We start from the raw sequence: 21962 nt of genomic DNA on the forward strand, positions 1-21962 counted from the left end.
CGGATAGGCTTCCAGCATGCGAAGCTTCTTCGACGCCATGACTCCCTGGCCCCGCAAGGAGGGCGCGCTGCACGTTTACGCGCTGCCCGACGACGACACCCGCGACACCCTGGCCGCTCTCTCCGAGCGCCTCGACGGCATCGACGGCCTCCCCCGGATGCCGCTGCCCTGGCTGCACCTGACCGTGACCCGCTACGGCCAGTTCGACGGCATCGGGTCGATGCCGCTGCAGGACCTGGCCGAGGCGATCGACCAGGAACTCGTCGGCGTCGGCCCGTTCGACATCGAGCTGGGCGCGCCCACCGTGTCCGGGAACACTGTGACGTGTGAGGCCCCCTCGGTCCCCGAATGGGAGCGGCTGGTGTCCGGGGTCCGGCGCGCCGTCAGCGTGCTGGGCGACGACGAGGAGCTGCCGTCTGCGCCACACGGCCCGCACGTGACGCTGGCCTACGCCAACGGCGACGTCGACGACGCGCTGGTCGCCGAGCGCCTGGCCGACGCGCCCGCCGTCGGGACCCTGCGGATCGACCGGGTGTTCCTGGTCTCCGTCACCGTCCGCCCCGAGCTGGGGTCGTTCGACTGGATGGAGCTGGCCAACTGGTCCCTGAAGAGCTGACCAACGCCACCCGTCGAGCACAAGAATGCGTATATCGGACCCCGTGCGATATACGGACAGCAACCCCGCCCCAGGCATCCTTGTGAACACGAAAGAGCCCCGGTTCATATGAACCGGGGCTCTTCGTTTCGTACACCACCAGGGACTCGAACCCTGAACCCGCTGATTAAGAGTCAGCTGCTCTGCCAGTTGAGCTAGTGGTGCGCGGCGAGATGTAACTCTAGACCGCCTCGTGGCGGGATGTCCAATCGGGCGGTCCGCGGAGCCCGATCCGGACCTTCTCAGGCCGTGCCGACTGCGCGTCGGATCAACTCGGCGATCCTCACCTCGTCCGCCTGCTCCAGGTGATCGATGGCGAAGTAGACGGGCCACATGGGGCCGTCGTCGAGCGCGGCCGAGTCGTTGAATCCGAGAGTCGAGTACCGGGCGCCGAACTTCACGCGGGGCTGGAAGAACAGCACGACCTGACCGGCGTCGTCGGTGTAGGCGGGGAACCCGTACCAGGTCTTGGACCCCAGCTTTGGGGCGTTCTCCTTGACTAGGGCATGGAGCCGCTCGGCGATGGCGCGGTCGTCGTCGGGCATGGCCGCGATGGCGTCCAGGCACACCTGTTCCAGCGCGGCGGCCTTGTCGGCGGCCCTCTGCGCCGCCTTCTCCGCACGCAGTTCCGCGGCGCGCGACTTCATCGCGGCCTTCTCATCGGCGCTGAACTCGGCGCCCGCCTTCTCGGCCATGGGATCCTCCCTGTGATCGGCTGCGCCGATTCTGGCACGGCATCGGTCCGGAGAACTCGGCACGGCGCACCCACCGACACCAGGATGTCGGTACTCGAAGCCGTGCCCTGCCACGACCCTCGTTCCACGAGATCATCGAGACTGGTGAACTACCTGGAGTGAGTTGCGGGTCGTCCCCACCAACTACGCAGGCTGGTGCGGCAGCCGCTCGCCAAGTCAGCTGGCGCGGGCCCGCCAATCGGAGGACCATTGGTCCGCAGCGATATACATGTGGCGATAGATGAGAGACGTTTCCACGAGTCGACGAGCGTCTGGTTACCTGAGAGCCGACAGAGCTGCTCGTGCAAGGCGAGGTCGATGTCCAGCGCCCCGATGAATGTCCGGCCCGGCTCGTCTGTGGGGAGGGCCCGTCGCAGTCTCGAGGCGTAGTCGACACGATTGGGAGAGGACATGAGCTCTCGGAGAGCGAGGCGTTCGAGCCCCGCCCGCACACGGTAGACCTCAGCGATCTCCCAGTCGTCGGGAATGTGGACCTGCAGCGTGCCGCGGACGCCCCCCCGTGACCAGGCGGGTCCAGACCCCCGCCGAGCTCGCTGCCGCTGTGGCATCGACACCGAGTGAGTCACGTGAAGGCCGTATCAATCTTTTGGTTGATCTTTGTTTCAGCCTCTTCCGCGATGTTCAGGATCGCCGCCCCTGGTGGAGTTGATGGCATGTCAGGTTCTCTAGTGCGTTCGCGCATCTCTGATCGGTTGACCTCGCGTGGTGGCGCGTGGATCGCTCTCGGTGTCGCTGTCCTCGTGATGGTGATGCTGTTCGGTATTCTCGGCGGCGCGCAGGCACCGGCGCGCACCGGGCAGGCTCCGGTGGGTTCGGAGTCGATGCAGGTGAGCGAGCTGATGGAGCAGTTCCCGAACGCGGGTCGCCAGTCGGTGCTCGTGGTGGCCTCCCGCGAGGATGGCTCGGAGCTTTCAGACGCGGATGTTGATGCCCTCACGGTTCTGCTTCCGGTGCTGGATGCGCAGGCGGCAGGCGAGTCATCGGGGCCGATGGTGAGCGAGGATGGGCGGGCTGCGGTTCTCGTCACTCCGATCACCGTCGGTGCGGACAATTCCGAGACTGCGGAGGTCATCAAGGAACTGCGGGGCGAGGTCAGCGCGAACGCCCCGGTCGGGCTGGTGCTGCACGTCACGGGTGGCCCGGCGTTCGGCGCGGACGTTGCGGCGGCGTTCGAGGGCGCGGACTTCACGCTGCTGCTGGTGACGATCCTGATCGTGGCGATCCTGTTGATCGTCACCTACCGTTCGCCGGTGCTATGGCTGCTCCCGCTGATCGTGGTCGCCCTGGCCGACGGGCTCGCCGGACGGGTCGCCGCGGCGGCGGGGTCGATCTGGAATCTGGAGTTTGATGCGGGCATCGTGAGCGTGCTCGTGTTCGGTGCGGGCACGAACTACGCCCTGCTGCTGATCTCCCGGTATCGGGAGGAGCTGCAGCGCACCGCGGACGATCGCGCAGCGCTCAGCACGGCGTGGCGCAAGACGGCGCCCGCGATCCTCGCCTCGAACTTCACGGTGGTGCTCGCACTGCTCACCCTGTTGTTCGCAACAATCCCGATGACGCGCGGCCTCGGCGTTCCGGCCGCGCTCGGGCTTCTGATCGCGCTGGCCGCGGTGCTGTTCCTGCTGCCGCCGTTCCTCGCGGTGTGCGGGCGCCGAGTGTTCTGGCCGTTCATCCCGCGCCCGGGACAAGAAGGCAATCAGGGGCGGGCCTGGCGCGCGGTCGCCTCTCAGGTGTCGGAGCGTCCCGTGGTGAGCCTGCTGGCGGGGTTCGCGCTGCTCGCGGTCATGACGACCGGACTGTTTGGCACTTCGGTCGGCTTGGACCAGTTGGAGAAGTTCCGGGTGCAGTCGGAGTCCGCGACGGGTTTGGAGACGTTGTCGGCGCATTTTCCGCCGGGTGAGGCGCAGCCGATCTGGATCATCACTGACAGCGAGGCTGCGGGCGAGGTCGCAGCAGCCGCAAGCGAGGTCGAGGGTGTCGTGCGCGCCCATCCCGCCGGCACCACAGATGACGGCTCGTTGACGAAGGTGATGGTGACCAGCGAGTACTCGCCCGGCACGGAACTGAGCCTGGCCCAGATCAACTCTCTGCGCGAGGCTGTGCACCCGGTCGAGGGAGCGGATGCATTGGTGGGCGGCGCGGTCGCCACTGAACTGGATGCGCGGGCTGGCAACGAGCATGACCTGCTGCTGATCGCGCCGCTGGTGCTCGCGGTGAGCTTCCTCGTGCTGCTGTTCCTGCTGCGCTCGTTGGTCGCGCCCGTGCTGTTGCTCTTGGTGAACCTCGCCAGCGCGGTCGCTGCGATCGGGGCGGGGGCATGGCTGAGCCGGGTGCTGTTCGGCCAACAGGCCCTTGACCTCCAGGTGCCGATCCTTGCGTTCCTGTTCCTGGTCGCCCTCGGCATCGACTACACGATCTTCCTGGTCCATCGGGCACGAACCGAGGCCACGCGGTTGGGGACGCGTGCGGGCATGGTCGAGGCGGTCGCGCACACCGGCAGCGTCATCACGAGCGCAGGCATCGTGCTCGCCGCCGTGTTCGCCGCGCTCGGCGTGCTGCCGCTGGTCACCCTCGGACAGCTCGGCCTCATCGTCGGCATTGGCGTGCTGGTGGACACCCTCGTGGTGCGCACCGCGATCGTGCCCGCGATCTTCAGCCTCATCGGGGATCGCATCTGGTGGCCAGGACAGCTGCATGCCCGCCAGGGAGAATCGACTCATGAGTCTCGTACACCTTCCATTGACGTCCACTGACCCGCCCAGCCCGGCCGTCGCGGGGACGACGGTACGGGCGATGACGATCGGTCAGCACCTCATGGCGGTCGTGCTGACCGCCATCGGGGTCATCCGCGCTATCGGCGACGGGGTCGGGATGCCTGCGGCGATCATCTCGGGCATCGCGATCCTCGCCTGGCACACCGCCGGCACGATCCTGCCGTCGAAGACCCGGTCACGCAGCGTGGCGGTGTGGTGGCTGCTCGGGTTCGCCGCAATCTGGATCGCCGCGGTCGCGGTCTCCGCCGAGTTCGTCTGGCTCGCGTTCCTGCTCTGGCTGCTCGCCGGGCACCTGCTGCCGCTCCGCTGGGGGCTGCTGTTCTCGGGCTTCGTGCTCGCTGTCGTGATCGTCGCCCCGATCCTGCACCACGGCACTACAAGCTATGCCAACATCTTCGGGCCGCTCATCGGCGGCATCTTCGCCTTCGGCATCTCACGCGGCTACCTGCAACTGCTCCGTGACGCCGCGGAGAGGGAACGTCTCGTCGCCTCGCTTACCCGACTCCAGGCCGAGACCGCCGAGCTGCAGGACGAACTCGCGCTCGCCCAACGCCACTCGGGTGCCATCGCCGAACGCGCCCGCATCTCCCGCGACATCCACGACACCATCGCTCAGGCGCTCTCCTCGATCCGGCTCCTCGCCCACGCCGGAGCCGGCCGCACTGACGACCCAGACGCAGCGCGCACCCTCGCACAGGTTGAGACCCTTGCCGGTGACAGCCTCGCCGATGTGCGCCGCATCGTCGCCGCGCTCGCCCCTGTGGAACTCGACGACGACGCCCTCGCCTCCGCACTACAACGGATGCTCGACCGTGTCCGCGACGAGACCGGGCTCCAAGGTGAGCTGCATGTGGACGACTCGATGCCGATCCTGCCGACCGAGGTCGAAGTCGCACTCCTGCGCACCGCACAGTCGGCCCTCGCGAACGTGCGCCTCCACGCCAGAGCATCCCGTGTCATCATGAGCCTCATCGACGCCGACGACACCGTGCGGCTCGATATCATCGACGACGGCACAGGCTTCGACCAGCCCGCCTGGGAACAGGACGCCGATGCCGGATCGAGCTACGGCCTGCGTTTCATGCGAGCCCGCCTCCGCGAACTCGGCGGCGGCCTCGACCTCGAGAGCACGCCTGGTGAGGGCACCGCGCTCTCCATCCATCTCCCGATCCGTCCGGGCCCAGTCTCGGTCACCGTTGCCGACACCACCACAGAGGAGATGCCATGACCACCACCGTTCTCCTGGTCGATGACCACCCGGTCGTGCGCAGCGGGCTCCGTGCCGTACTCGATGCGGCGGAGACTCTGAAGGTCGTCGGGGAAGCCGCCACCGGCGAAGAAGCCATCACCCTGGCAGCGCACCTACAACCCGATGTGGTGCTCTGCGACTTACGCCTCGGCAACGGCATCGACGGCATCCAGACCACGACCGCACTCCGCGCCCTCGACCCCGCCCCTGCGGTGCTCATCCTGACCACCTTCGATCGCGACGCCGAAATCCTCGGGGCAATCGAAGCAGGAGCAGCGGGCTACCTCCTCAAGGAGGTCGATCCTGAGGTCATCATCGACGGCATCCACCGCGCCGCCGCCGGCGACACGGTGCTCGCCCCCGATCTCGCCTCCCGGGTACTCAAGGGCATGCGCAGTCCGCTCCCGAAACTCACCGACCGCGAGATCGACGTGCTCCGTCTCCTCGCAACCGGATCGGCGAACAAGGAGATCGCCCGCACCCTCTTCGTCACCGAGGCCACCGTCAAGAGTCACCTCGTCCACATCTTCACCAAGCTCGGCGTCGACAGCCGCTCCCGCGCGATCCATGTTGCGCAGGAGACCGGCCTGATCTGACCGCGACCAGACATCCGCCCATCGAAAGGAATCCCTGACCCGTGAAGAGACTTCTCAACGCCTCGTTCATCTACATGCTCGCCGGTGTCGCCTCCGGCCTGTTCTACCGCGAGTTCACCAAGCTCAACGACTTCCCCGAGGGCCAGTTCACGCAGCTCGGCCTCGCCCACACGCACCTGCTGACCCTCGGGTTCATCGTGTTGCTGATCGTGCTCGCCCTCGAAAAGGTCTTCACGATCTCCCGCAGCCCCAAGCTATTCGCCTGGTTCTTCTGGCTCTACAACGCCGGATTGATCCTCACCTCCGCGATGCTCATCTGGCACGGCACCCTAACCGTCCTCGGTAAGGAATCGAACGCGATGATCGCGGGGATCGCAGGGCTGGGGCACATCGCGATCACGGCAGGCATGATCGTCTTCTTCGTCGCGCTCCGCCGCGCCGTTACCGGCCGCACGCCGGTGCCCGCCGAAGCCGCGGCGGCCTGACCATGACTGCAGCACCAACCACCCAGGAGAGCGCGCCGACCCGGCGGGAATGGCTCGGCCTCACCGTCCTCTCCATCGGGCTCGGCCTCATCGTGCTCGACGGAACGATCGTCGGTGTCGCGCTGCCCGCCATCATCGGCGACCTGCATCTCGACATCACCGACGCGCAATGGGTGAACAGCCTCTACGCCGTGCTGCTCGCCGCCTTGCTTCTCTCCACTGGAAACCTCGCGGATCGGTGGGGGCGCAAGCGGCTCTTCCTCGCAGGCCTCATCGTGTTCGTCGCCGGCAGTCTGCTCGCCGCCGCCGCGTCCACCGCGGGGGTGCTGATCGGGGCGCGTGCGGTGCAGGCGATCGGGGCGGCGTTCATCATGCCCTCCACCCTCTCCACCGTGAACGCCGTGTTCCGGGGCAAATACCGTGCCGCGGCGTTCGGGGTATGGGGCGCCGTGATCTCCGGCGCTGCCGCCGTCGGCCCACTCGCCGGCGGTGCGCTCACCCAGTGGGCCTCGTGGCACTGGATCTTCCTGGTGAACCTCCCACTTGGCGTCCTCGTGTTCATCGCCGCGCTCTTCACCGTGCCCGAGACGCGCGGTGAGAAGGAGCGTCCCGGTATCGATGTCGACGGCGCGCTGCTCAGCGCCATCGGATTCGGGGCGCTCGTGTTCGCCGTCATCGAAGGCCCCGACCTTGGCTGGTGGACCCCGAAGAGCGACCTCACCGTCTTCGAATGGGTATGGCCGAAAGATGCAGCAATCTCCGCCGTGCCCGTCGCGTTCGCCCTTGCCGCGATCGCGCTGGTCCTGTTCGTGATCTGGGAACGACACCGCGAGAAGGTACAGCGCGCAGCGCTCCTCGACCTCGACCTGTTCAAGTTCTCCACGTTCTCGTGGGGGAACCTCACCGCCGCGATGGTCGCCGTCGGTGAGTTCGCGATCATCTTCGTCCTCCCGCTCTACCTCATCAACGCCCTTGGTCTCGACGTCATGGGCGCCGGCCTCGTGCTCGCCGCGATGGCCGTCGGCGCGTTCCTCTCCGGTGCCGCGGCCCGGCATCTCGCCGCGAGGTTCGGCGCGCCCGGAACCGTACTCATCGGGCTGGGCCTCGAAGTCGCAGGGGTCCTCATCCTCGCACAGCTCCTCGGGCCTGCGACCCCGGGCTGGCTCATCGCGATCCCTCTGGTCGTCTACGGCCTCGGCCTCGGTCTCGCCTCCGCACAGCTCACCGGCACAGTCCTCCAAGACATCCCAGTCGAAGTCTCCGGCCAGGGATCGGCCACCCAGAGCACCGTCCGGCAGATCGGCTCCGCCCTCGGCACCGCATTCGCCGGGGCGACGCTCTCGATCTCCCTCGCGCTCACTCTCCCCACCGCCCTCGGCGACGCGGGACTCACCGGCGCGGAGGCGGACTCGCTTGCCGACGCCGCCCGCCAGTCCGCGGGCACCACGATCATGCAGCTCCGAGAACAGGGAAGCAGTAGCAGTCTCGGCGATCAGACCGCGACGGCTGTCGACGCGCTCACGAGCGGATTCGCCGATGCGACCCGCTGGGCGCTCCTGATCGCGACCGTGTTCCTCGCGCTCGGATTCATCGGTGCCCTGCGCCTGCGCCGTGCATCGGTTGCGACTCCCATCAACCCGTCAGCACAGCAAGAAGCTCATCCTTCATGACCACGACAAACAAACCCCAGACCATCAGCCCGCGCATACTCTTCCGGAGCTTCGCCATCGCCGAGATGTTCACCTGGGCCGGCCTCATCACCGCGCTCGTTCTCCGCGCGTTCGATATCGCCAACCTCGTCCCAATCGCCGGAGGCATCCACGGATTCATCTTCCTCTGCTACTCCGCGACCACGATCTTCGTGTGGGTGAACCAGAAATGGCACGCCTCCGTCGGTCTCACCGGGCTGCTGCTCGCGATCATGCCATTCGCCACGGGGCCATTCGAGATCATCGTCGATCGCAAAGGATTGCTGACCGGCGACTGGCGACTCGCTCCCGGCGGCGAGGCACCGCACGGTTTCATCGAGCATGTCCAGGCCTGGGTGCTGCGGCACGTGCTTCTCTCGGTCGTGCTGCTGGTCCTTCTCGTCACGACGCTCTTCATGACCCTGGTCTGGCTGGGGCCACCCCTACCCCGCAACTAAAAGCAGCCGACGAAGCGCTGATTCAGTGACCCCGTGAAGCGTGCTACTGGCGGGAGTTGTCAGCTGGCCCTGGTACGGCCTGCGCGGCACCGTATCCGGCGAGGAATGCATCGTGTCCGACGAGGCCGGTCTGCACCGTCTCCGCTTCCAGCAGCGGCAGGACGACATGCCCGCCGCCGAACACGAGAGACCCAGCCCGATAGAACACATCCACCAGCCCGACCGCACCATTCCCGGTCACCGTGGCCAGGATCGGCAGGATCGCCAGCAGCAGTGCGAACACGATCAGACTCCCGATCGCCACCGTTCGCGGCACTCTGGCCGAAAACGCATCTGCCCCCTGCGCCGGCGCGATGGAAGGACGCGGCCATGCCCATCCGGCGATCGCGGCGGCGATGATCGCAGCGACCTGTGCCAGACCCCCCGGGATCAGCAGCACCAGGGTCAGCGCGCCGACCGCGATCGTCGCCCGCCGCGCGTCCGGGGTGAGGGTCTTCGCCATCCCAAAGACCCTGAGCCCGCAAGTATCCACTAACTGAGCGCCTAGTGGCGGGAGCGACCGACACAAGGCACAGATCTCAATCCGGGACTTCCCCATTCAGCCCTGACTAGCCCGGCGTGGGGTTCACGCATGGACGACGGCCGGGGATCACTCCTGACTCTCCGAGTCGCTGCTCGGCTGTCCCATATGCCACGGCGCTGAGCGTGGCGTGCACCAGATCGGTGCCGACCTCGCCTGGAGCGAAGTAGCGCTGCAGGGTCAGCCCTTCTCGCACCGCATCCAGGGCCCGGCCGTTGAGGCCGGGGAGCTGGCGCTCGATAGCCGCTTGGGATCGCTGCATCCATCGGCGCATCAGCGCCGCATACCGCTCATCGCGGAACGCCAGCACATACATCTCGGCAAGTAGAATGCGTTCCCGCGGTTGATCGTTGAACTCTGAGACCACCATCTGCGCCAATCGCTCCACCGGATCGCCCACCCCGGCAGAGGTGGCCGAGTCCAGATGGGAGAAGGACTCCTCGGCGAACCTCTCGAACGCCGCCAGCGCCAGCTCGTCCCGGCTCGTGAAGTGATGCGTCATCGACCCCAGCGCCACATCTGCGGCCTCGGCGATCAGCCGGTAGGTCGCACCGGCCACACCACGCTCGACGATCACCTCCAACGCCACCTGCAGCAACCGGTCACGCCGACCCGGCTCCGAACGCCTCTGACGCACCCTCACACCCGCCTTCGAACCGACGTCCTGAGGACTATCAGAACGTTTGGATATAGTGCTTGGACGACGTGAGGGTCGACCTTCCAGTGACGACTTCCTGCACGTGCTTGCGGGGACCCGCGCCGCGTGGCGTCCCGCTTGTCTGGGGCCTGCTCTAGCCTTGAGACAGACGAAAGGGGGCCGAGGTGGCACAGAGACGAAGCACACCCTTGGTGGTCCCCACCGCCGACCCTCATGTCTGCACACCGGGCGTGCGGTTGCGGATGCTGGCACGTGTGCCGTTGTTCGCGGACCTGGACGATCACGATATCGCCCAGGTCGATCAGCGCTGTCAGGCTCATGCCTTTGCGGCTGGAGCGGTCGTGTATCACGCCGGAGCATCGGCGACAAGGATGTATGTCGTGGCCACGGGGGCCGTCAAGGCGGTACGCCCAGCCCTCGATGGCCGCGAGACGATCCTCGACCTGTGCGCTCCGGGCGACTTCCTCGGTGCTGTTCCCGCGTTGGGCGAGGACGTCTACTCAGACACCGCCTGGGCGGTCTCCGCCTCGTGCCTGTTGGGCCTAGAGGCTCATGACTTCGACGCGATCATGGAGAGGTTCCCCGCCGTGGCCAGGGCCACCCTCAGGGGTGTCTCCCGCAGGTTGAGCCAGGCACAGCAGGCGGTCCATCTGTTGGCGGGCGCACCGTTGGAGCAGCGCCTAGCGGCCATCCTGCTGCTGATCGCGGACAAGATGGGCCGCCCCTGGGACGGCGGTACCCTGCTCGATGTGCCGCTGACACGCGAGGATTTGGCCTCGATGACCGGCGCTGCGCCTGAGTCGGTCAGCCGGCTGTTGAGCGGGTGGCGACGAGAGGGCCTGATCGACTCGGGCCGACGATGGATCGCCGTGCGCGACCCCAAGGCCCTCCACTCGTTGCGCGACGCCTGACCATCTCCGGTCGGACACCCGACCCTTCTCATGCACAACTGAGGTCAGAGCGGCTGCACGCGTGGGTGCGTGTGGACGCAGAACCCTCCGCCAACCGAGTGGTCTCAGACGACTCGCCGAGTTCACCCTGGGCGCGATGAGCCCGATCCTGGGAGGAATCTGCGGTTACTTGATCTGCGTCATGGAGGCACTGGCGGACCGTTCGTAGCGTCATGAGTACCAGCCCAACTCCGGGCGGAACCGTCATCGAAAGGCATGATGATTATGACGACGAACGCTTCTTCCACACGCACCGTCCTGCGGGCCGAGGGCTTCTCCTGCCCCTCGTGCGTGGCCAAGATCGAGAAGCAGGTGGGGCGCTTGGACGGCGTGTCGGCGGTGAAGGTGCACTTCGCCTCGGCTCGCATTGAGGTCGACCACGATCCGGCGCTGGCGAGCGTCGAGGACCTGGTGGCCGCGGTGGCCAAGGCCGGCTACGTGGCACGACCGGCCACCTTCTAGCCCAGCCCTGATCCCGAAGTCGGCGCCTACGGATACCCCTGGGCGCCGACTCCCAGGGATCCGAAGTGAACCGCCACCTATGAACGCGAAGGAAACCACCATGAGAACACTGACCGCACTACTGCACCGCCGCTGGGCGATCCCCGGCGTCTCGGGTCTGCTGATCGTCGTCTCCATCCTGGCCGAGCGGCTGTTCGACCAGCAGCTCATCGTGAATGCGCTGATGGTGGCTGCGGCAGCCGTTGCAGGCACCCCCATCGTCATCAAGGCCACCCGCGCCCTGCTCACTCGCGCGATCGGGATCGACCTGCTGGTCAGCGTGGCCGCGATCGGAGCGATCATCATCGGCGAGTACTGGGAGGCTGCGGCCGTCACCTTCCTGTTCGCCGTCGGCCACGCACTAGAAGCGGCCACGCTGAACAAGACACGTTCAGCATTGGCCGAGCTGGTGGCCGTTGCTCCCGATGCGGCGGTCGTGCTGCGGGACGGCCATCAGGTCGAAGTCCCTGCCAATGAGGTCGCGATGGGCGAGATCGTGCTGGTCAAGAACGGCGCCAAGGTCCCCGTCGACGGCGAGGTCGTGGCCGGCACCGGGAGCATCGACGAGGCCTCGATCACCGGCGAGTCGATCCCGGTGGAGAAGTACAAGGCCGATCACGTCTTCGCCGGCACCGTCTCCCGTAGCGGCTTCTTGCAGGTGCTTGCCACCGGTGTCGGGGCCGACACCACCCTGGCCCGGATCATTCACCGGGTCGAGGAGGCCCAGGACGCCAAGGCCCGTACCGCCCAATTCATGGACCGCTTCTCAGCCTGGTACACCCCCGCCATCATGGTCGGCGCACTCGCCGTCGGCCTGACCACCTCCGACGTCGTGCTGGCGCTGACCCTGCTGGTCATCGGCTGCCCCGGCGCCCTGGTGATCTCCATCCCGGTCTCGATCGTCGCCGGGATCGGCCGCGCCGCCCGGGACGGCATCCTCATCAAGGGCGGGGAGTTCCTGGAGACCTCAGCCAAGATCGACACCGTCGCGGTCGATAAGACCGGGACCCTCACCGAAGGCCGACCCCAGCTCACCGACGTCATCGTGCTCAATCCAGCCCTCGACCGCACCGGCGTCCTGCGATGGGCCGCGCTCGCCGAGGCCGGCTCCGAACACCCCCTCGCCCGCCCGATCCTGGACGCCGCGGCCGACGCCGGCGTCGCCCCGGTCGGGCTCGCCGACCAGACCGAGCCCGTGCCCGGCAAGGGCATCGCCGCCACCACCGGCCAGCACCGGGTCCTGATCGGCAACGCCGCGCTGCTGGAGCACTACCACCTGCCTGACACCCTCCAAGCAACCCGCGTCGCCGAAGAACTCGCCGCCGCCGGGCAGACACCGATGATCGTCGCCATCGACGACACCGTCGCAGGCGTCATTGCCGTCGCCGACGCTCTGCGGACCGATGCCGCAGCGATGGTCGACCGCCTGCACCACTCTGGCGTGCGCACCGTCGTCATGCTCACCGGCGACGCCCCGCAGGTCGCCCACGCCGTGGCCACCGCGACCGGCATCGACGAGGTCCACGCCGGTCTGCTGCCCGAGGACAAACTCGACGCCGTCGCCGCGCTGCAACGCCGCGGACACACCGTGGCTATGGTCGGAGACGGCGTCAACGATGCCCCCGCCCTGGCCACCGCCAACATCGGTGTAGCCATGGGCGCCGCCGGATCAGCCGTCGCCGTCGAGACCGCCGACATCGCCCTCATGGGCGACGACCTGCTCAAACTCCCCGAAGCGATATCGCTGGCCAAACGCACCGTCAACAACATGCGCCAGAACATCACCATCGCCATGATCACCGTCACCCTGTTGCTCGTCGGCGTCCTCTTCGGCGGCGTCACAATGGCTATCGGCATGCTCGTCCACGAAGCATCCGTCCTCATCGTCATCATCAACGCCATGCGCCTCCTACGCCGACGGGCCCCCACCACCCAGAGAGCATCGGTCCGGATCAGGGCCGAGCTCACGGGCTAAGCCCGGAAAGGCAGTATCGATCGTGGTGGCTGCTGGAGCCTAGGCGGACCGGACGCTCTCGGTGCTACGCACCGCACACAGCATCGCAGGTCAGTATGAAGCGCGATCAGGACTCCACGACAACGTTCACGCCGGCCGCCGAACACAGGGGACTGCCCCGGGTTTGGTTGACATCAACATCTCAGGTCCGTGAGGGCCTGGTGAGAGGATGCATGTCATGCCCAAGCCCCATCCGAAAGAGTTCCGCGATGATGTGATCGCGGTCGCCCGCAAGGGCGAGGCCCCGATCGGCCAGATCGCCAAGGACTTCGGGATCAGTGAGTCCTGCCTGCGCAACTGGCTGGCCAAGGCCGATCGTGTTGATGCCCCCGCCGCAGACAACCGCTCCGCAGCCGAACTACGGGAAGCCAACAAGCGCATCCGGCTGCTGGAGCAGGAGAACGAAGTCCTGCGCCGCGCCGCCGCCTACCTGTCCCGCGACATCAACCCAAAATGATGTTCCCCTTGGTCACCGACCTGGCCCAGACCAAGGGGACGCTCCGGGTGCCGGTCGCGGTCTCCTGCCGGGTGCTGGGCTTCTCGCGGCAGGCCTACTACCAGTGGCTCGCCTGCCCAGTCTCGCAGCGCGACTGGGACGATGCACACCTGATCAACGCCGCCATCGACCTGCATGCCGAAGACCCTGGTCTGGGTTATCGCCTCATCGCCGATGACCTGCCCGAGATGGGCATCACCGCTGGTGAGAACCGAGTCCACCGGCTCTGCAAGCTGCAGCGGATCCGTTCGTTCCACTCGGTCAAGAACGGGTCATGGAAGAAGCCCGGGCCGGCGGTCCACGATGACCTGGTGCAGCGCCAGTTCCATGCCGAGGGGCCTAACCGGTTGTGGTTGACCGACATCACCGAGCACCGCACCAGCGAGGGCAAGCTGTACCTGTGTGCGGTCAAGGACGTCTGGTCCAACCGCATTGTGGGGTACTCGATCGACACCCGCATGAAGAAGCGGATCGCGATCAACGCCCTGCGCATGGCCGTCCAACGTCGCGGACCAGTTGCTGGTTGCATCGTCCACTCGGACCGAGGCAGCCAATTCCGAGCCCACACCTATGTGGCCGAGTTGAAGGTCCACGACCTCACAGGTTCCATGGGCAGGGTCGCCTCAAGTCCCGACAATGCCGCCATGGAGAGCTTCTTCGCGCTGCTGCAGAAGAACGTCCTCAACCGCCACCCGTGGACCAGCCGGGCCGAGCTGCGGCTGGCCATGATCACCTGGATCGAGAAGTCTTACCACCGCCGACGCCGCCAACGGCGTCTCGGCAAACTCACCCCAGTAGAGTTCGAAGCAGTCCATCACACGACCACACAGGCCGCCTGACCCACCCCTAGAAATCTGTCAAGCAAACTGGGGGCAGTCCCTTCCGTGCCAGTGGATCGTGGTGGGGCTGGGGAGTTGGTTGTCCAGGTTGAGGCGCAGCAGATCGCCCGGGTTGGCTCGAAGGTCGATCCCGGGAAGGGTGTCGTTGTAGGCCCAGGCCTCGGCCAACGTGCCGCCGAGGTCGATGATCGAAGGCGCTGCCCGCAGCGTCTTCTGGACGATGGGTTGATCGGTGAGCGATCCACGTGGCCACCGCGAGCCACCGGGAATCGCAGGGTCGCTCGCCGCGGGTACGCATCCGGTGAGAAGCCAGCTGCCGGCGAGTGCGAATCCACCGCCCAGCAGTGCTCGACGTGAGGTTCCGGTGTCGCGGGGTGGTTGGATGCCGGCACTGGTGGTCGGAGAAGTCCGAGCTTGGGAGATGGCCACCGCTCAGTCCTTCACGAGGTAGGGCACAGGGTCGGCACCCTTGCCGTTCTCGTAGAGGGCTAGGTGGAGGTGGCAGGCGGTGGACAGCCCGGTGGTTCCGACGTAGCCGATCACGTCGCCCTTGGTGACACTCTGGCCTGCGCTGACGGCGTACTTGCTCATGTGGAGGTAGGAGGTCTCGACGTTCTTGCCCTTGATACGACCGTGGTCGATCCGGACGTTGTTGCCGGCGCTGCGGCTGAAGTTGGCCCTGGTCACGGTTCCGGACTGAGTGGCGTAGATGGGGTTCCCGCACGCGCCTCCGATATCCGCGCCGTTGTGCAGGCGCATGGAGCCGAGGATGGGGTGCTTGCGCATCCCGAATCCCGAGGCCACGCCACCCTTGGTGGGCCAGGTGAACCTGCTGAGGTCCTTCAACCGGGTGAGTTCTGCCTCGATGTCGGAGGCGACTTTGCGCTCGCGTTTCTCGTGTTTGGCGAGGAGAGACTGGAACCGCACCTGGTCGACCTGAGCGGCGGTTGCCTGGAGTTGTTTGCTGCGGTTCTCCAGCAGGTCCTCGAAGGTGGGCGCCCGCTCAGCGGCGACGGCTGCCGCCGAGGCGGGGGGCAACGGCGCATCAGCGGCATGAGCCGTGTGTCCCTGGTCCAGCGACCCGCTGGCGCCGATGAGGACGGCAGCTGCCAGAGCGATAATCCTTGCCGTTCCCGGCAATCGCTTCGCGCGAACCTCGCTGGCAGCCACCCCGTCCCCTCTCGACGGCGGTAAGACTAGCCTAAGAGTTTCTCAGATTCCATTCAGGGTTCTAGTCGTGACTGGCATGGTTCAGGATCTGTTCGACCATCGCTCGAACGTGGTCGTCCTGCAGGCGATAGAGGACGTTGCGTCCCTGCCGGTCGCCGGCGGCGAGGTTTAGGTGGCGCAGGATGCGCAGGTGGTTGGAGACCGAGGCTTGCGACATCGCCAGTTCTGTGACGAGCTCACTGACGGTGGCCGGGGAGTCCAACAGGCGAGCGAGGATCAGGACGCGCGCCGGCGTCGCCAGGCCGCCCATCACCTCCGCGATGCGCTCGGCTTCGCTGGCATTCAACCTCATGAACCACCACCCCTCTTCCGGAACGCGGCCTGGATTGATCCAACCAGATTCCGAGCGATCTGTGGCAATGCATCATTACATCATGATATGTATAGATCATGAGTGCTGCGCATGAAGATCACGAAGACGACTCCCACGGACAGGGCAGGTGGGAGCTGTACTTCGCTATCGCCTCCGGCGTGACCTACATCGCGGGGCTGATCGCTGAGTTCGGCTTTGGTGCCCCGGAACCGCTGGTGCTGGGCCTGTATCTTGCGACCTACTTCTGTGGGGGCTTCTTCACCGTGCGGGGGGCGTGGGGCTCGATCCGCCGGGGCCGGTTCGAAGTGGACTTCCTGATGATCGTGGCCGCCGCCGGTGCAGCAGCGGTCGGCAGGCTCTCCGAGGGTGCCGTGCTGTTGTTCCTGTTCAGCCTCGGACACGCCCTGGAGGAGTACGCGATGGCCCGCGCGACTCGCTCGATCAAGGCGCTGGGCGAGCTCGCACCCCGCACGGCCACGCTCCGCGTCGGCCCGGACGAGCTTGTTGAGCGTCCGGTGGAAGAGCTTCAGGTGGGCGATGTCGCGGTCGTGCGACCGAACTCGCGGGTACCTGCGGATGGTTTCGTCAGCGTCGGCAGCACGGCGATCGACCAGTCCGCGGTGACCGGGGAGTCGATCCCGGTGGAGAAGGCTGCAGTGCCCGACGTCGCCAAGGCCCTGGCCAATCCCGACGCGATCTCCAGTGGCTCGCGGGTCTTCGCCGGGACGGTGAACGGCCCCGGCGCGTTCGACATGGTGGTGACCGCAGCGGCCGCCGACACCACATTGGCGCGGGTGGTGAAGCTCGTCACCGAGGCTGACACAGCCCAATCGCCCACCCAGCGGTTCATCAACCGGTTCCAGCGGTTCTATGTGCCCGCGGTCATCCTGGCCGTGGTCGTGGTGTTGGCGGTCGGGATGATCTGGTCTGCCGAGCCGTTCGGTGACAGCTTCTACCGGGCGATGCTGGTCCTGGTCGCGGCCAGCCCCTGCGCCTTGGCGATCGCAACCCCAGCAGCTGTGCTGGCGGGGATCGCTCGTGCTGGCCGCGCCGGCGTCCTGGTCAAGGGCGGTGCCCCGCTGGAGACTCTCGGCAAGGTCGACGCCATGGCCTTCGACAAGACCGGCACCCTCACCTGGGGACACCCCACGGTAACCGACACCATCCCAGCACCAGGCGTCCTCGTCGATGAACTCAATGCGATCGCCCTGGCTACCGAGACGTTGAGCGACCACCCGTTGGCGACTGCCATCGTCCGCGATCTCACCGAACTGGTCGGAGCGAACGCGCGCCGCGTGGCGACCGACCTCGAGGCCGTCACGGGCCGTGGCATCCGCGCGACGGTGGATGGTGAGATCGTCCTGGTGGGCAGCGTCCGGATGATGGCCGAGGCCGATCACGAGCTGCCGGTCGAGGTCAAGGCCTCGGTCGATCAACTCCAGGCCGAGGGCCGCACCACCATGGTGGTCACCCATGGCGCCCGCGTGCTCGGCGTGATCGGTGTGATGGACGCGCCCAAAGCCGAAGCCCGCCAGACGCTCGACGTCCTGCGCGAGTCCGGCATCGGGGAACTGGTCCTTATCTCGGGGGACAACCAGGCGGTCGCCGACGCCGTGGGCCGCTCGGTCGGGATCGACCGGGCCATGGGTGAGTTGTTGCCCGAGGACAAGGTGGTCGCGATCCGCAACCTCACCGAAGGTGGTCGCACCACGGCGATGGTGGGCGACGGTGTGAACGATGCCCCCGCGATGGCCAGCGCGAGCCTGGGCATCGCGATGGGCGCTGCCGGGTCGGCGGTCGCCCTGGAGACCGCCGACATCGCTCTGATGGCCGACGACCTCGGACGGGTACCGTTCATGGTGCGACTCGGTCGAGCAACCTCCCGGCTCATCCGGCAGAACCTCATCGCAGCCCTCGCCATCGTCGCGTTCCTCGTGCCGGCCAGCCTGCTCGGGCTAGCGATGGGTCCGATCGTGTTCATCCACGAAGGCTCGACCATCCTCGTCGTCCTCAACGCCCTGCGACTGCTGCGGTTCGACCACAACCGCGACCACCACGGCATCACCCACGAAGACCGTCCGGCCGGACGTGCAGGATCGGCTGCTCCACGGCAGGAACTCGCCGGCCGCACCCAGACCGAGTTGGACGGGCGAGTGGAGTGACGGCCCTGAACGGCTGGATCGCGCTGGCCTTGTACCTGATCGGTCTCGGTCTGGCGTTCGGCTTTCGAGCGGTGGTTCACCTGCGCCGCAACGGAGATACGGGGTTCCGACTCAAAGCAGGTGCGGCGGGCTCCGCCCAATGGTGGGGGAAGCTGCTGTTCGCGGTCGCGCTACTGCTCGGACTGGCAGGCCCGGTGACGCAGATCGTCGGCATCGGACGCCTGACCATCCCCGGCGGCACGATCGTGGAAGGGATCGGGCTGGTCCTTGCACTGCTCGGGATGAGGACGTTGCTGCGGGCGCAGCGGGAGATGGGCGCTTCCTGGCGGGTTGGCGTCGACCCGGAGGAGCACACCGAGATGGTGACCGATGGGACCTTCGCGATGGTGCGCAACCCGGTGTTCTCCGGGATGGCTGTGTCAAGCGTCGGGTTGTTCCTGCTGGCCCCGACGATCGCCTCGTTGACGGCGACGGTCGTGCTGCTCGCCGCCATCCAGGTGCAAGTCCGGGCGGTCGAGGAGCCCTACCTGCGCGCCGCCCACGGCGACGCCTACCGCGACTACGCCGCTAGGGTCGGCAGGTTCGTCCCAAGAATGGGGCGAACCTTTCGCCAGCCCCCTCGGTAGCCGGAATCGGCCGGGTCGAGGACATGGGACGCGCGTGGCAGCTTTTAGCGCCGAACTGCGAACCCGAGCAGCAGGAGGCCGAGCAGGCTGGTCGCGGCCAGAAGGCCGGCGGTCCATGTGCCGAGAGTGACAGCCGGGGTCAGTCCGGTGCGTAGTGGGATGGTGGTGACGCGGGCGCCGGCGGTGTCGGCGGGAAGGTCGTCGAGGAGGGTGCCGTCGGGGGCGAAGGCTTGGCTGGTGCCGGTCGTGGAGACGTTGACGACGCTTCGGCCGGTTTCGATTGCTCGCATCCGGGCGAAGGCGGCCTGTTGCAGGTTCTCGTCGGTGCCGCGGAAGTCGCCGTTGTTGGATTGGAGCAGGTATAGCTGAGCCCCGTCCTGGGCGCCCTGCCAGATGACGTCATCAAAGATGACGTCGAAGCAGATCGCCAATCCCACCCCGACCCCGTTCAGGCTGACATACGGGGAGTTGGTGCCGGGAGTGTACTCGCGTCCGATCAGGCCGATCAGGTCCGGAGCGATGCGCTGGTAGAACCAGCGGTCGGGCACATACTCGCCGAACGGCACCGGATTCGCCTTGTCGAACAGCTGGACTTCGCCGCCGGTGGCCGGCCAGAGCAGGGAGGTGTTGTAGGTGTTCTCCCCGCGGCGGGTTGCAGCGTTCACCAGCAAGGGCGCCGAAACCCGGTGGGACAGCTCATCGAGCGCGGTAAAGGGCCTCCTGCAAGCGTCTTCGTGGTCAGGTGGTCAAACTCCATCAGGCACGTGATCTCGCGTCAACCCTCAATCGCTGCGAGTAGTGCCGTCGTCGGACAGAGCGCAGCGGCACGCTTCGGCCACTAGCTAGACTCGTCGACAACCCGAGGAGCGAGCATGAGATCACAACGCCGTGGCGCCGCAGGCGCCGCCGCGTTGATGCTCATCGGTGCGAGCAATCTCGCTGCTGGTGTCAGGTCGGTGAACATCGCCGATACAGCCTGCATGCCCCAGGTGCCCCTGATCGCGCCGTTCGGCGTCCACCTCGATCTGTTGGTCGAGTCCGAGCTGTGCCCAGAGCACAGCTACCTGCCAGGGCTGAACTTCGGACGCTTCGCGCAGTCCTTTGTGGTGCTCTCGGCAACCACCTTGATCGCCGGCCTGGTCAGTCTGCTGCTCGGGCTCGGCGTGGGACTCTACGCCCGCCAGGCAGCAAAGACGGCCCGCGACTGGCTCCGGACACGCCTAAGTGATGCCAGGCCGGCCACCCTCCACGTACCTGCCCACGTTGCCGTCACGGCCCTCGTGGTGGCCACCCCCGGACGTCGCCCCTATCACCCGCTTCAACGCCGAGGCCCACCCGCCCTGTCCTGCTGATCGACTCAACTCGCACCCGTGCGCAGACGAGCGCCCTTTCGGTGAACGCCGAGGTCCTGGTGCTCGGCGCGGCGCTGCGGTGTGTCCGAACGACGACAGACAGGTCCAACCACCTTGACCACATCAGACGACCTTTTGGAGCGCATCCACCGTTTCAGACAGACCGACAGGTGGATCTTCTCCACCATGCTCTTCTCGGCCTGCCTCAGCCTGTACGCCTCCTTCGTCCTGTCAACCGACGCCGTCCGGCTAGCGGCCAACCCCAAAGTCGGACTCCCATGCAACCTCAACGAGGTCATCAACTGCAGCGCAGTCGCCAGATCCTGGCAGGCCGGACTGTTCGGATTCCCGAACGCGTTCCTCGGCCTGATGGCCGAGCCCGTAGTCATCACCATCGCGGTCGCCAGCCTCGCCGGCGTCAGGTTTCCGCGAGGCTTCATGCTCGCCGCCCAGATCGTCTATGGCCTGGGCTTCGTGTTCGCCTACTGGCTGTTCTTTGAGTCCACTTTTGTCATCGGGGCGCTGTGCCCCTGGTGCCTGTTGGTGACTGTGTCCACCACCTTGGTGTTCGCATCACTCACCCACGTCAACCTGCGCGACAACAACCTGTTCCTCCCAACGAGCCTGCACAAGACCTTGACCAAAGGGCTTCGCCTGGGAGTCGACAACCTGCTCGTCGTGCTCTGGCTCGGAGCGATCACCACCTTGGTGCTCGCCAAATACGGTCCAGCCCTCTTCGGGTAAGGACCCCAACCAAACGACCTGCCCACACACCGCGTCGCCGCCAGTCAGCACGCGTCCTACCCACATCTTCCGGCAAGGAGCCCTACATGCCCAGCAATCAGAAGCCCAAGAAGCCAATCGTCGACGAACGCCCCGAACCAGGGGAACGTGGCGCCCGAAGAACCATCATCTTGATCTGCGCGGTGCTGGTGATCTCGGTGGTCATCTTCGGCATCATCCAAGCCAGTCGCCAGCCCGCCGCCGTCGTCGAGCCGTCCACACCCGTCCCCACCGAAACCTCCGGCGCGCTCGTGGTACGCGAAGACTCCCGCCGACTCAACGACGCGCCAGATGCCACTGTGACCTTCGTAGAGTTCCTGGACTTCGAGTGCGAGGCCTGCGCCGCGGTCTTCCCGGCGATCGAGCAACTCCGGCAGACCTACGGCGATCGAGTGTCCTTTGTCATCCGGTACTTCCCGCTACCCAGCCACTTCAACAGCGAACGCGCGGCCAGAGCGGTCGAAGCCGCCGCTCAGCAAGGAGAACTTGAAGCGATGTACACCAAGATGTACCAGACCCAGACCGAGTGGGGTGAACAGCAGATACCCAAAGACGACCTGTTCCGCCAGTACGCCCAAGAACTCGGCCTCGACCTTGAGCAATGGGACGCCGCGTACAACTCTGAGGCCACGCTCCAGTTCATCCGCAACGACTTCAACGACGGTGTGGCCCTGGGCGTGACTGGTACGCCAACCTTCTTCCTCAATGGAGAGTTGATCAGTCCTGAGACCCTTGATGACCTCACCACCATGCTCGACCAGGCGCTCGCTGAGTAGACCGCTGCGGGTGCGGTACTGC

24 protein-coding genes and 1 tRNA gene are annotated in these 21962 nt (G+C 66.6%); 16 read left to right on the forward strand and 9 right to left on the reverse strand.

The window, feature by feature from the left end; all coding sequences use genetic code 11:
* Window positions 1-16 precede the first annotated feature (16 nt).
* Complete coding sequence (locus tag QH948_RS09445; protein ID WP_281144177.1) at window positions 17-616, forward strand: 2'-5' RNA ligase family protein; 600 nt, start codon at window positions 17-19, stop codon at window positions 614-616.
* A 131-nt stretch (window positions 617-747) separates the two neighbouring features.
* On the opposite strand, the gene QH948_RS09450 is transcribed toward QH948_RS09445, so the two are convergent.
* The 3 genes from QH948_RS09450 to QH948_RS14160 all read right to left on the reverse strand — a co-directional run bounded on the left by QH948_RS09450 (window position 748) and on the right by QH948_RS14160 (window position 1958).
* Window positions 748-820: transfer RNA gene (locus QH948_RS09450), tRNA-Lys, on the reverse strand.
* Between the two features lie 77 nt (window positions 821-897).
* The gene (locus tag QH948_RS09455) at window positions 898-1350 is read right to left on the reverse strand and encodes an iron chaperone (RefSeq protein WP_281144178.1); all 453 of its coding nucleotides are present in this window, start codon (window positions 1348-1350) and stop codon (window positions 898-900) included.
* Between the two features lie 149 nt (window positions 1351-1499).
* Window positions 1500-1958 carry an FCD domain-containing protein gene (locus QH948_RS14160; RefSeq protein WP_369076708.1) on the reverse strand — a complete coding sequence of 153 codons (459 nt, stop codon included), beginning with the start codon at window positions 1956-1958 and terminating at the stop codon, window positions 1500-1502.
* A 120-nt stretch (window positions 1959-2078) separates the two neighbouring features.
* On the opposite strand from QH948_RS14160, the gene QH948_RS09460 reads away from it, so the two are divergent.
* From QH948_RS09460 to QH948_RS09485, 6 genes are read left to right on the forward strand one after another with little or no spacing between them, the layout of a single operon-like run.
* Complete coding sequence (locus tag QH948_RS09460; protein ID WP_281144179.1) at window positions 2079-4163, forward strand: MMPL family transporter; 2085 nt, start codon at window positions 2079-2081, stop codon at window positions 4161-4163.
* 40 nt (window positions 4164-4203) lie between these two features.
* Complete coding sequence (locus tag QH948_RS09465; RefSeq protein ID WP_281144180.1) at window positions 4204-5412, forward strand: sensor histidine kinase; 1209 nt, start codon at window positions 4204-4206, stop codon at window positions 5410-5412.
* Window positions 5409-6029 (forward strand): response regulator, encoded by a 621-nt coding sequence (locus tag QH948_RS09470; RefSeq protein WP_281144181.1) that lies wholly within the window; start codon window positions 5409-5411, stop codon window positions 6027-6029. Before QH948_RS09465 ends, QH948_RS09470 begins: the two co-directional genes overlap by 4 nt.
* A gap of 41 nt (window positions 6030-6070) precedes the next feature.
* Complete coding sequence (locus tag QH948_RS09475) at window positions 6071-6514, forward strand: DUF2871 domain-containing protein (protein WP_281144182.1); 444 nt, start codon at window positions 6071-6073, stop codon at window positions 6512-6514.
* 2 nt (window positions 6515-6516) lie between these two features.
* The gene (locus QH948_RS09480) at window positions 6517-8184 is read left to right on the forward strand and encodes a DHA2 family efflux MFS transporter permease subunit (protein WP_281144183.1); all 1668 of its coding nucleotides are present in this window, start codon (window positions 6517-6519) and stop codon (window positions 8182-8184) included.
* Window positions 8181-8660 (forward strand): DUF3817 domain-containing protein, encoded by a 480-nt coding sequence (locus tag QH948_RS09485; protein ID WP_281144184.1) that lies wholly within the window; start codon window positions 8181-8183, stop codon window positions 8658-8660. Before QH948_RS09480 ends, QH948_RS09485 begins: the two co-directional genes overlap by 4 nt.
* Window positions 8661-8703: 43 nt before the next feature.
* Here the strand turns inward: QH948_RS09485 and QH948_RS09490 are convergent, their stop codons facing one another.
* Entirely contained in the window at window positions 8704-9162 is a 459-nt protein-coding gene (locus QH948_RS09490) for a chromate transporter (RefSeq protein WP_281144185.1), read from the reverse strand.
* A gap of 106 nt (window positions 9163-9268) precedes the next feature.
* Complete coding sequence (locus tag QH948_RS09495; protein ID WP_281144186.1) at window positions 9269-9817, reverse strand: TetR/AcrR family transcriptional regulator; 549 nt, start codon at window positions 9815-9817, stop codon at window positions 9269-9271.
* Window positions 9818-10278: 461 nt separating this feature from the next.
* Between QH948_RS09495 and QH948_RS09500 the strand changes: the two genes are divergently transcribed.
* From QH948_RS09500 to QH948_RS09515, 4 genes are all read left to right on the forward strand, one after another.
* A complete protein-coding gene (locus QH948_RS09500) occupies window positions 10279-10809 on the forward strand; it encodes a Crp/Fnr family transcriptional regulator (RefSeq protein WP_281144187.1) in 531 nt (176 codons plus the stop codon).
* 264 nt (window positions 10810-11073) lie between these two features.
* Complete coding sequence (locus QH948_RS09505) at window positions 11074-11310, forward strand: heavy-metal-associated domain-containing protein (RefSeq protein WP_146836307.1); 237 nt, start codon at window positions 11074-11076, stop codon at window positions 11308-11310.
* Window positions 11311-11410: 100 nt separating this feature from the next.
* The gene (locus QH948_RS09510) at window positions 11411-13324 is read left to right on the forward strand and encodes a heavy metal translocating P-type ATPase (protein WP_281144188.1); all 1914 of its coding nucleotides are present in this window, start codon (window positions 11411-11413) and stop codon (window positions 13322-13324) included.
* A 217-nt stretch (window positions 13325-13541) separates the two neighbouring features.
* A protein-coding gene (locus tag QH948_RS09515; RefSeq protein WP_438874087.1) for an IS3 family transposase occupies window positions 13542-14698 on the forward strand; the annotation gives its coding sequence in 2 pieces (ribosomal slippage) (window positions 13542-13806 and window positions 13806-14698; 1158 coding nt in all).
* An 18-nt stretch (window positions 14699-14716) separates the two neighbouring features.
* Here QH948_RS09515 and QH948_RS09520 read toward each other — a convergent pair.
* From QH948_RS09520 to QH948_RS09530, 3 genes are all read right to left on the reverse strand, one after another.
* Window positions 14717-15127: a multicopper oxidase domain-containing protein gene (locus QH948_RS09520; protein ID WP_281144190.1), complete on the reverse strand. Its 411-nt coding sequence runs from the start codon at window positions 15125-15127 to the stop codon at window positions 14717-14719.
* A 3-nt stretch (window positions 15128-15130) separates the two neighbouring features.
* On the reverse strand, window positions 15131-15736 hold the full coding sequence (locus QH948_RS09525; RefSeq protein WP_051215013.1) for a M23 family metallopeptidase: 606 nt from the start codon (window positions 15734-15736) through the stop codon (window positions 15131-15133).
* A gap of 193 nt (window positions 15737-15929) precedes the next feature.
* Window positions 15930-16220 carry an ArsR/SmtB family transcription factor gene (locus tag QH948_RS09530; protein ID WP_026926296.1) on the reverse strand — a complete coding sequence of 97 codons (291 nt, stop codon included), beginning with the start codon at window positions 16218-16220 and terminating at the stop codon, window positions 15930-15932.
* Window positions 16221-16318: 98 nt separating this feature from the next.
* On the opposite strand from QH948_RS09530, the gene QH948_RS09535 reads away from it, so the two are divergent.
* Together QH948_RS09535 and QH948_RS09540 are read left to right on the forward strand one after the other, a co-directional pair.
* A complete protein-coding gene (locus QH948_RS09535; protein ID WP_073186136.1) occupies window positions 16319-18403 on the forward strand; it encodes a heavy metal translocating P-type ATPase in 2085 nt (694 codons plus the stop codon).
* Window positions 18400-19029: a methyltransferase family protein gene (locus tag QH948_RS09540; protein WP_245787874.1), complete on the forward strand. Its 630-nt coding sequence runs from the start codon at window positions 18400-18402 to the stop codon at window positions 19027-19029. Before QH948_RS09535 ends, QH948_RS09540 begins: the two co-directional genes overlap by 4 nt.
* A 44-nt stretch (window positions 19030-19073) precedes the next feature.
* On the opposite strand, the gene QH948_RS09545 is transcribed toward QH948_RS09540, so the two are convergent.
* Entirely contained in the window at window positions 19074-19694 is a 621-nt protein-coding gene (locus QH948_RS09545) for an apolipoprotein N-acyltransferase (protein ID WP_245787875.1), read from the reverse strand.
* A 207-nt stretch (window positions 19695-19901) separates the two neighbouring features.
* On the opposite strand from QH948_RS09545, the gene QH948_RS09550 reads away from it, so the two are divergent.
* The 3 genes from QH948_RS09550 to QH948_RS09560 all read left to right on the forward strand — a co-directional run bounded on the left by QH948_RS09550 (window position 19902) and on the right by QH948_RS09560 (window position 21940).
* Window positions 19902-20381: a hypothetical protein gene (locus QH948_RS09550; RefSeq protein ID WP_073186138.1), complete on the forward strand. Its 480-nt coding sequence runs from the start codon at window positions 19902-19904 to the stop codon at window positions 20379-20381.
* A 114-nt stretch (window positions 20382-20495) separates the two neighbouring features.
* Window positions 20496-21125 (forward strand): vitamin K epoxide reductase family protein, encoded by a 630-nt coding sequence (locus tag QH948_RS09555; protein ID WP_073186155.1) that lies wholly within the window; start codon window positions 20496-20498, stop codon window positions 21123-21125.
* An 86-nt stretch (window positions 21126-21211) separates the two neighbouring features.
* Window positions 21212-21940, forward strand: a complete 729-nt coding sequence (locus QH948_RS09560) for a DsbA family protein (protein ID WP_081683804.1) — start codon at window positions 21212-21214, stop codon at window positions 21938-21940.
* Window positions 21941-21962 lie beyond the last annotated feature (22 nt).

It is taken from the genome of Tessaracoccus lacteus, from assembly GCF_029917005.1.
GTDB lineage: Bacteria > Actinomycetota > Actinomycetes > Propionibacteriales > Propionibacteriaceae > Arachnia > Arachnia lactea.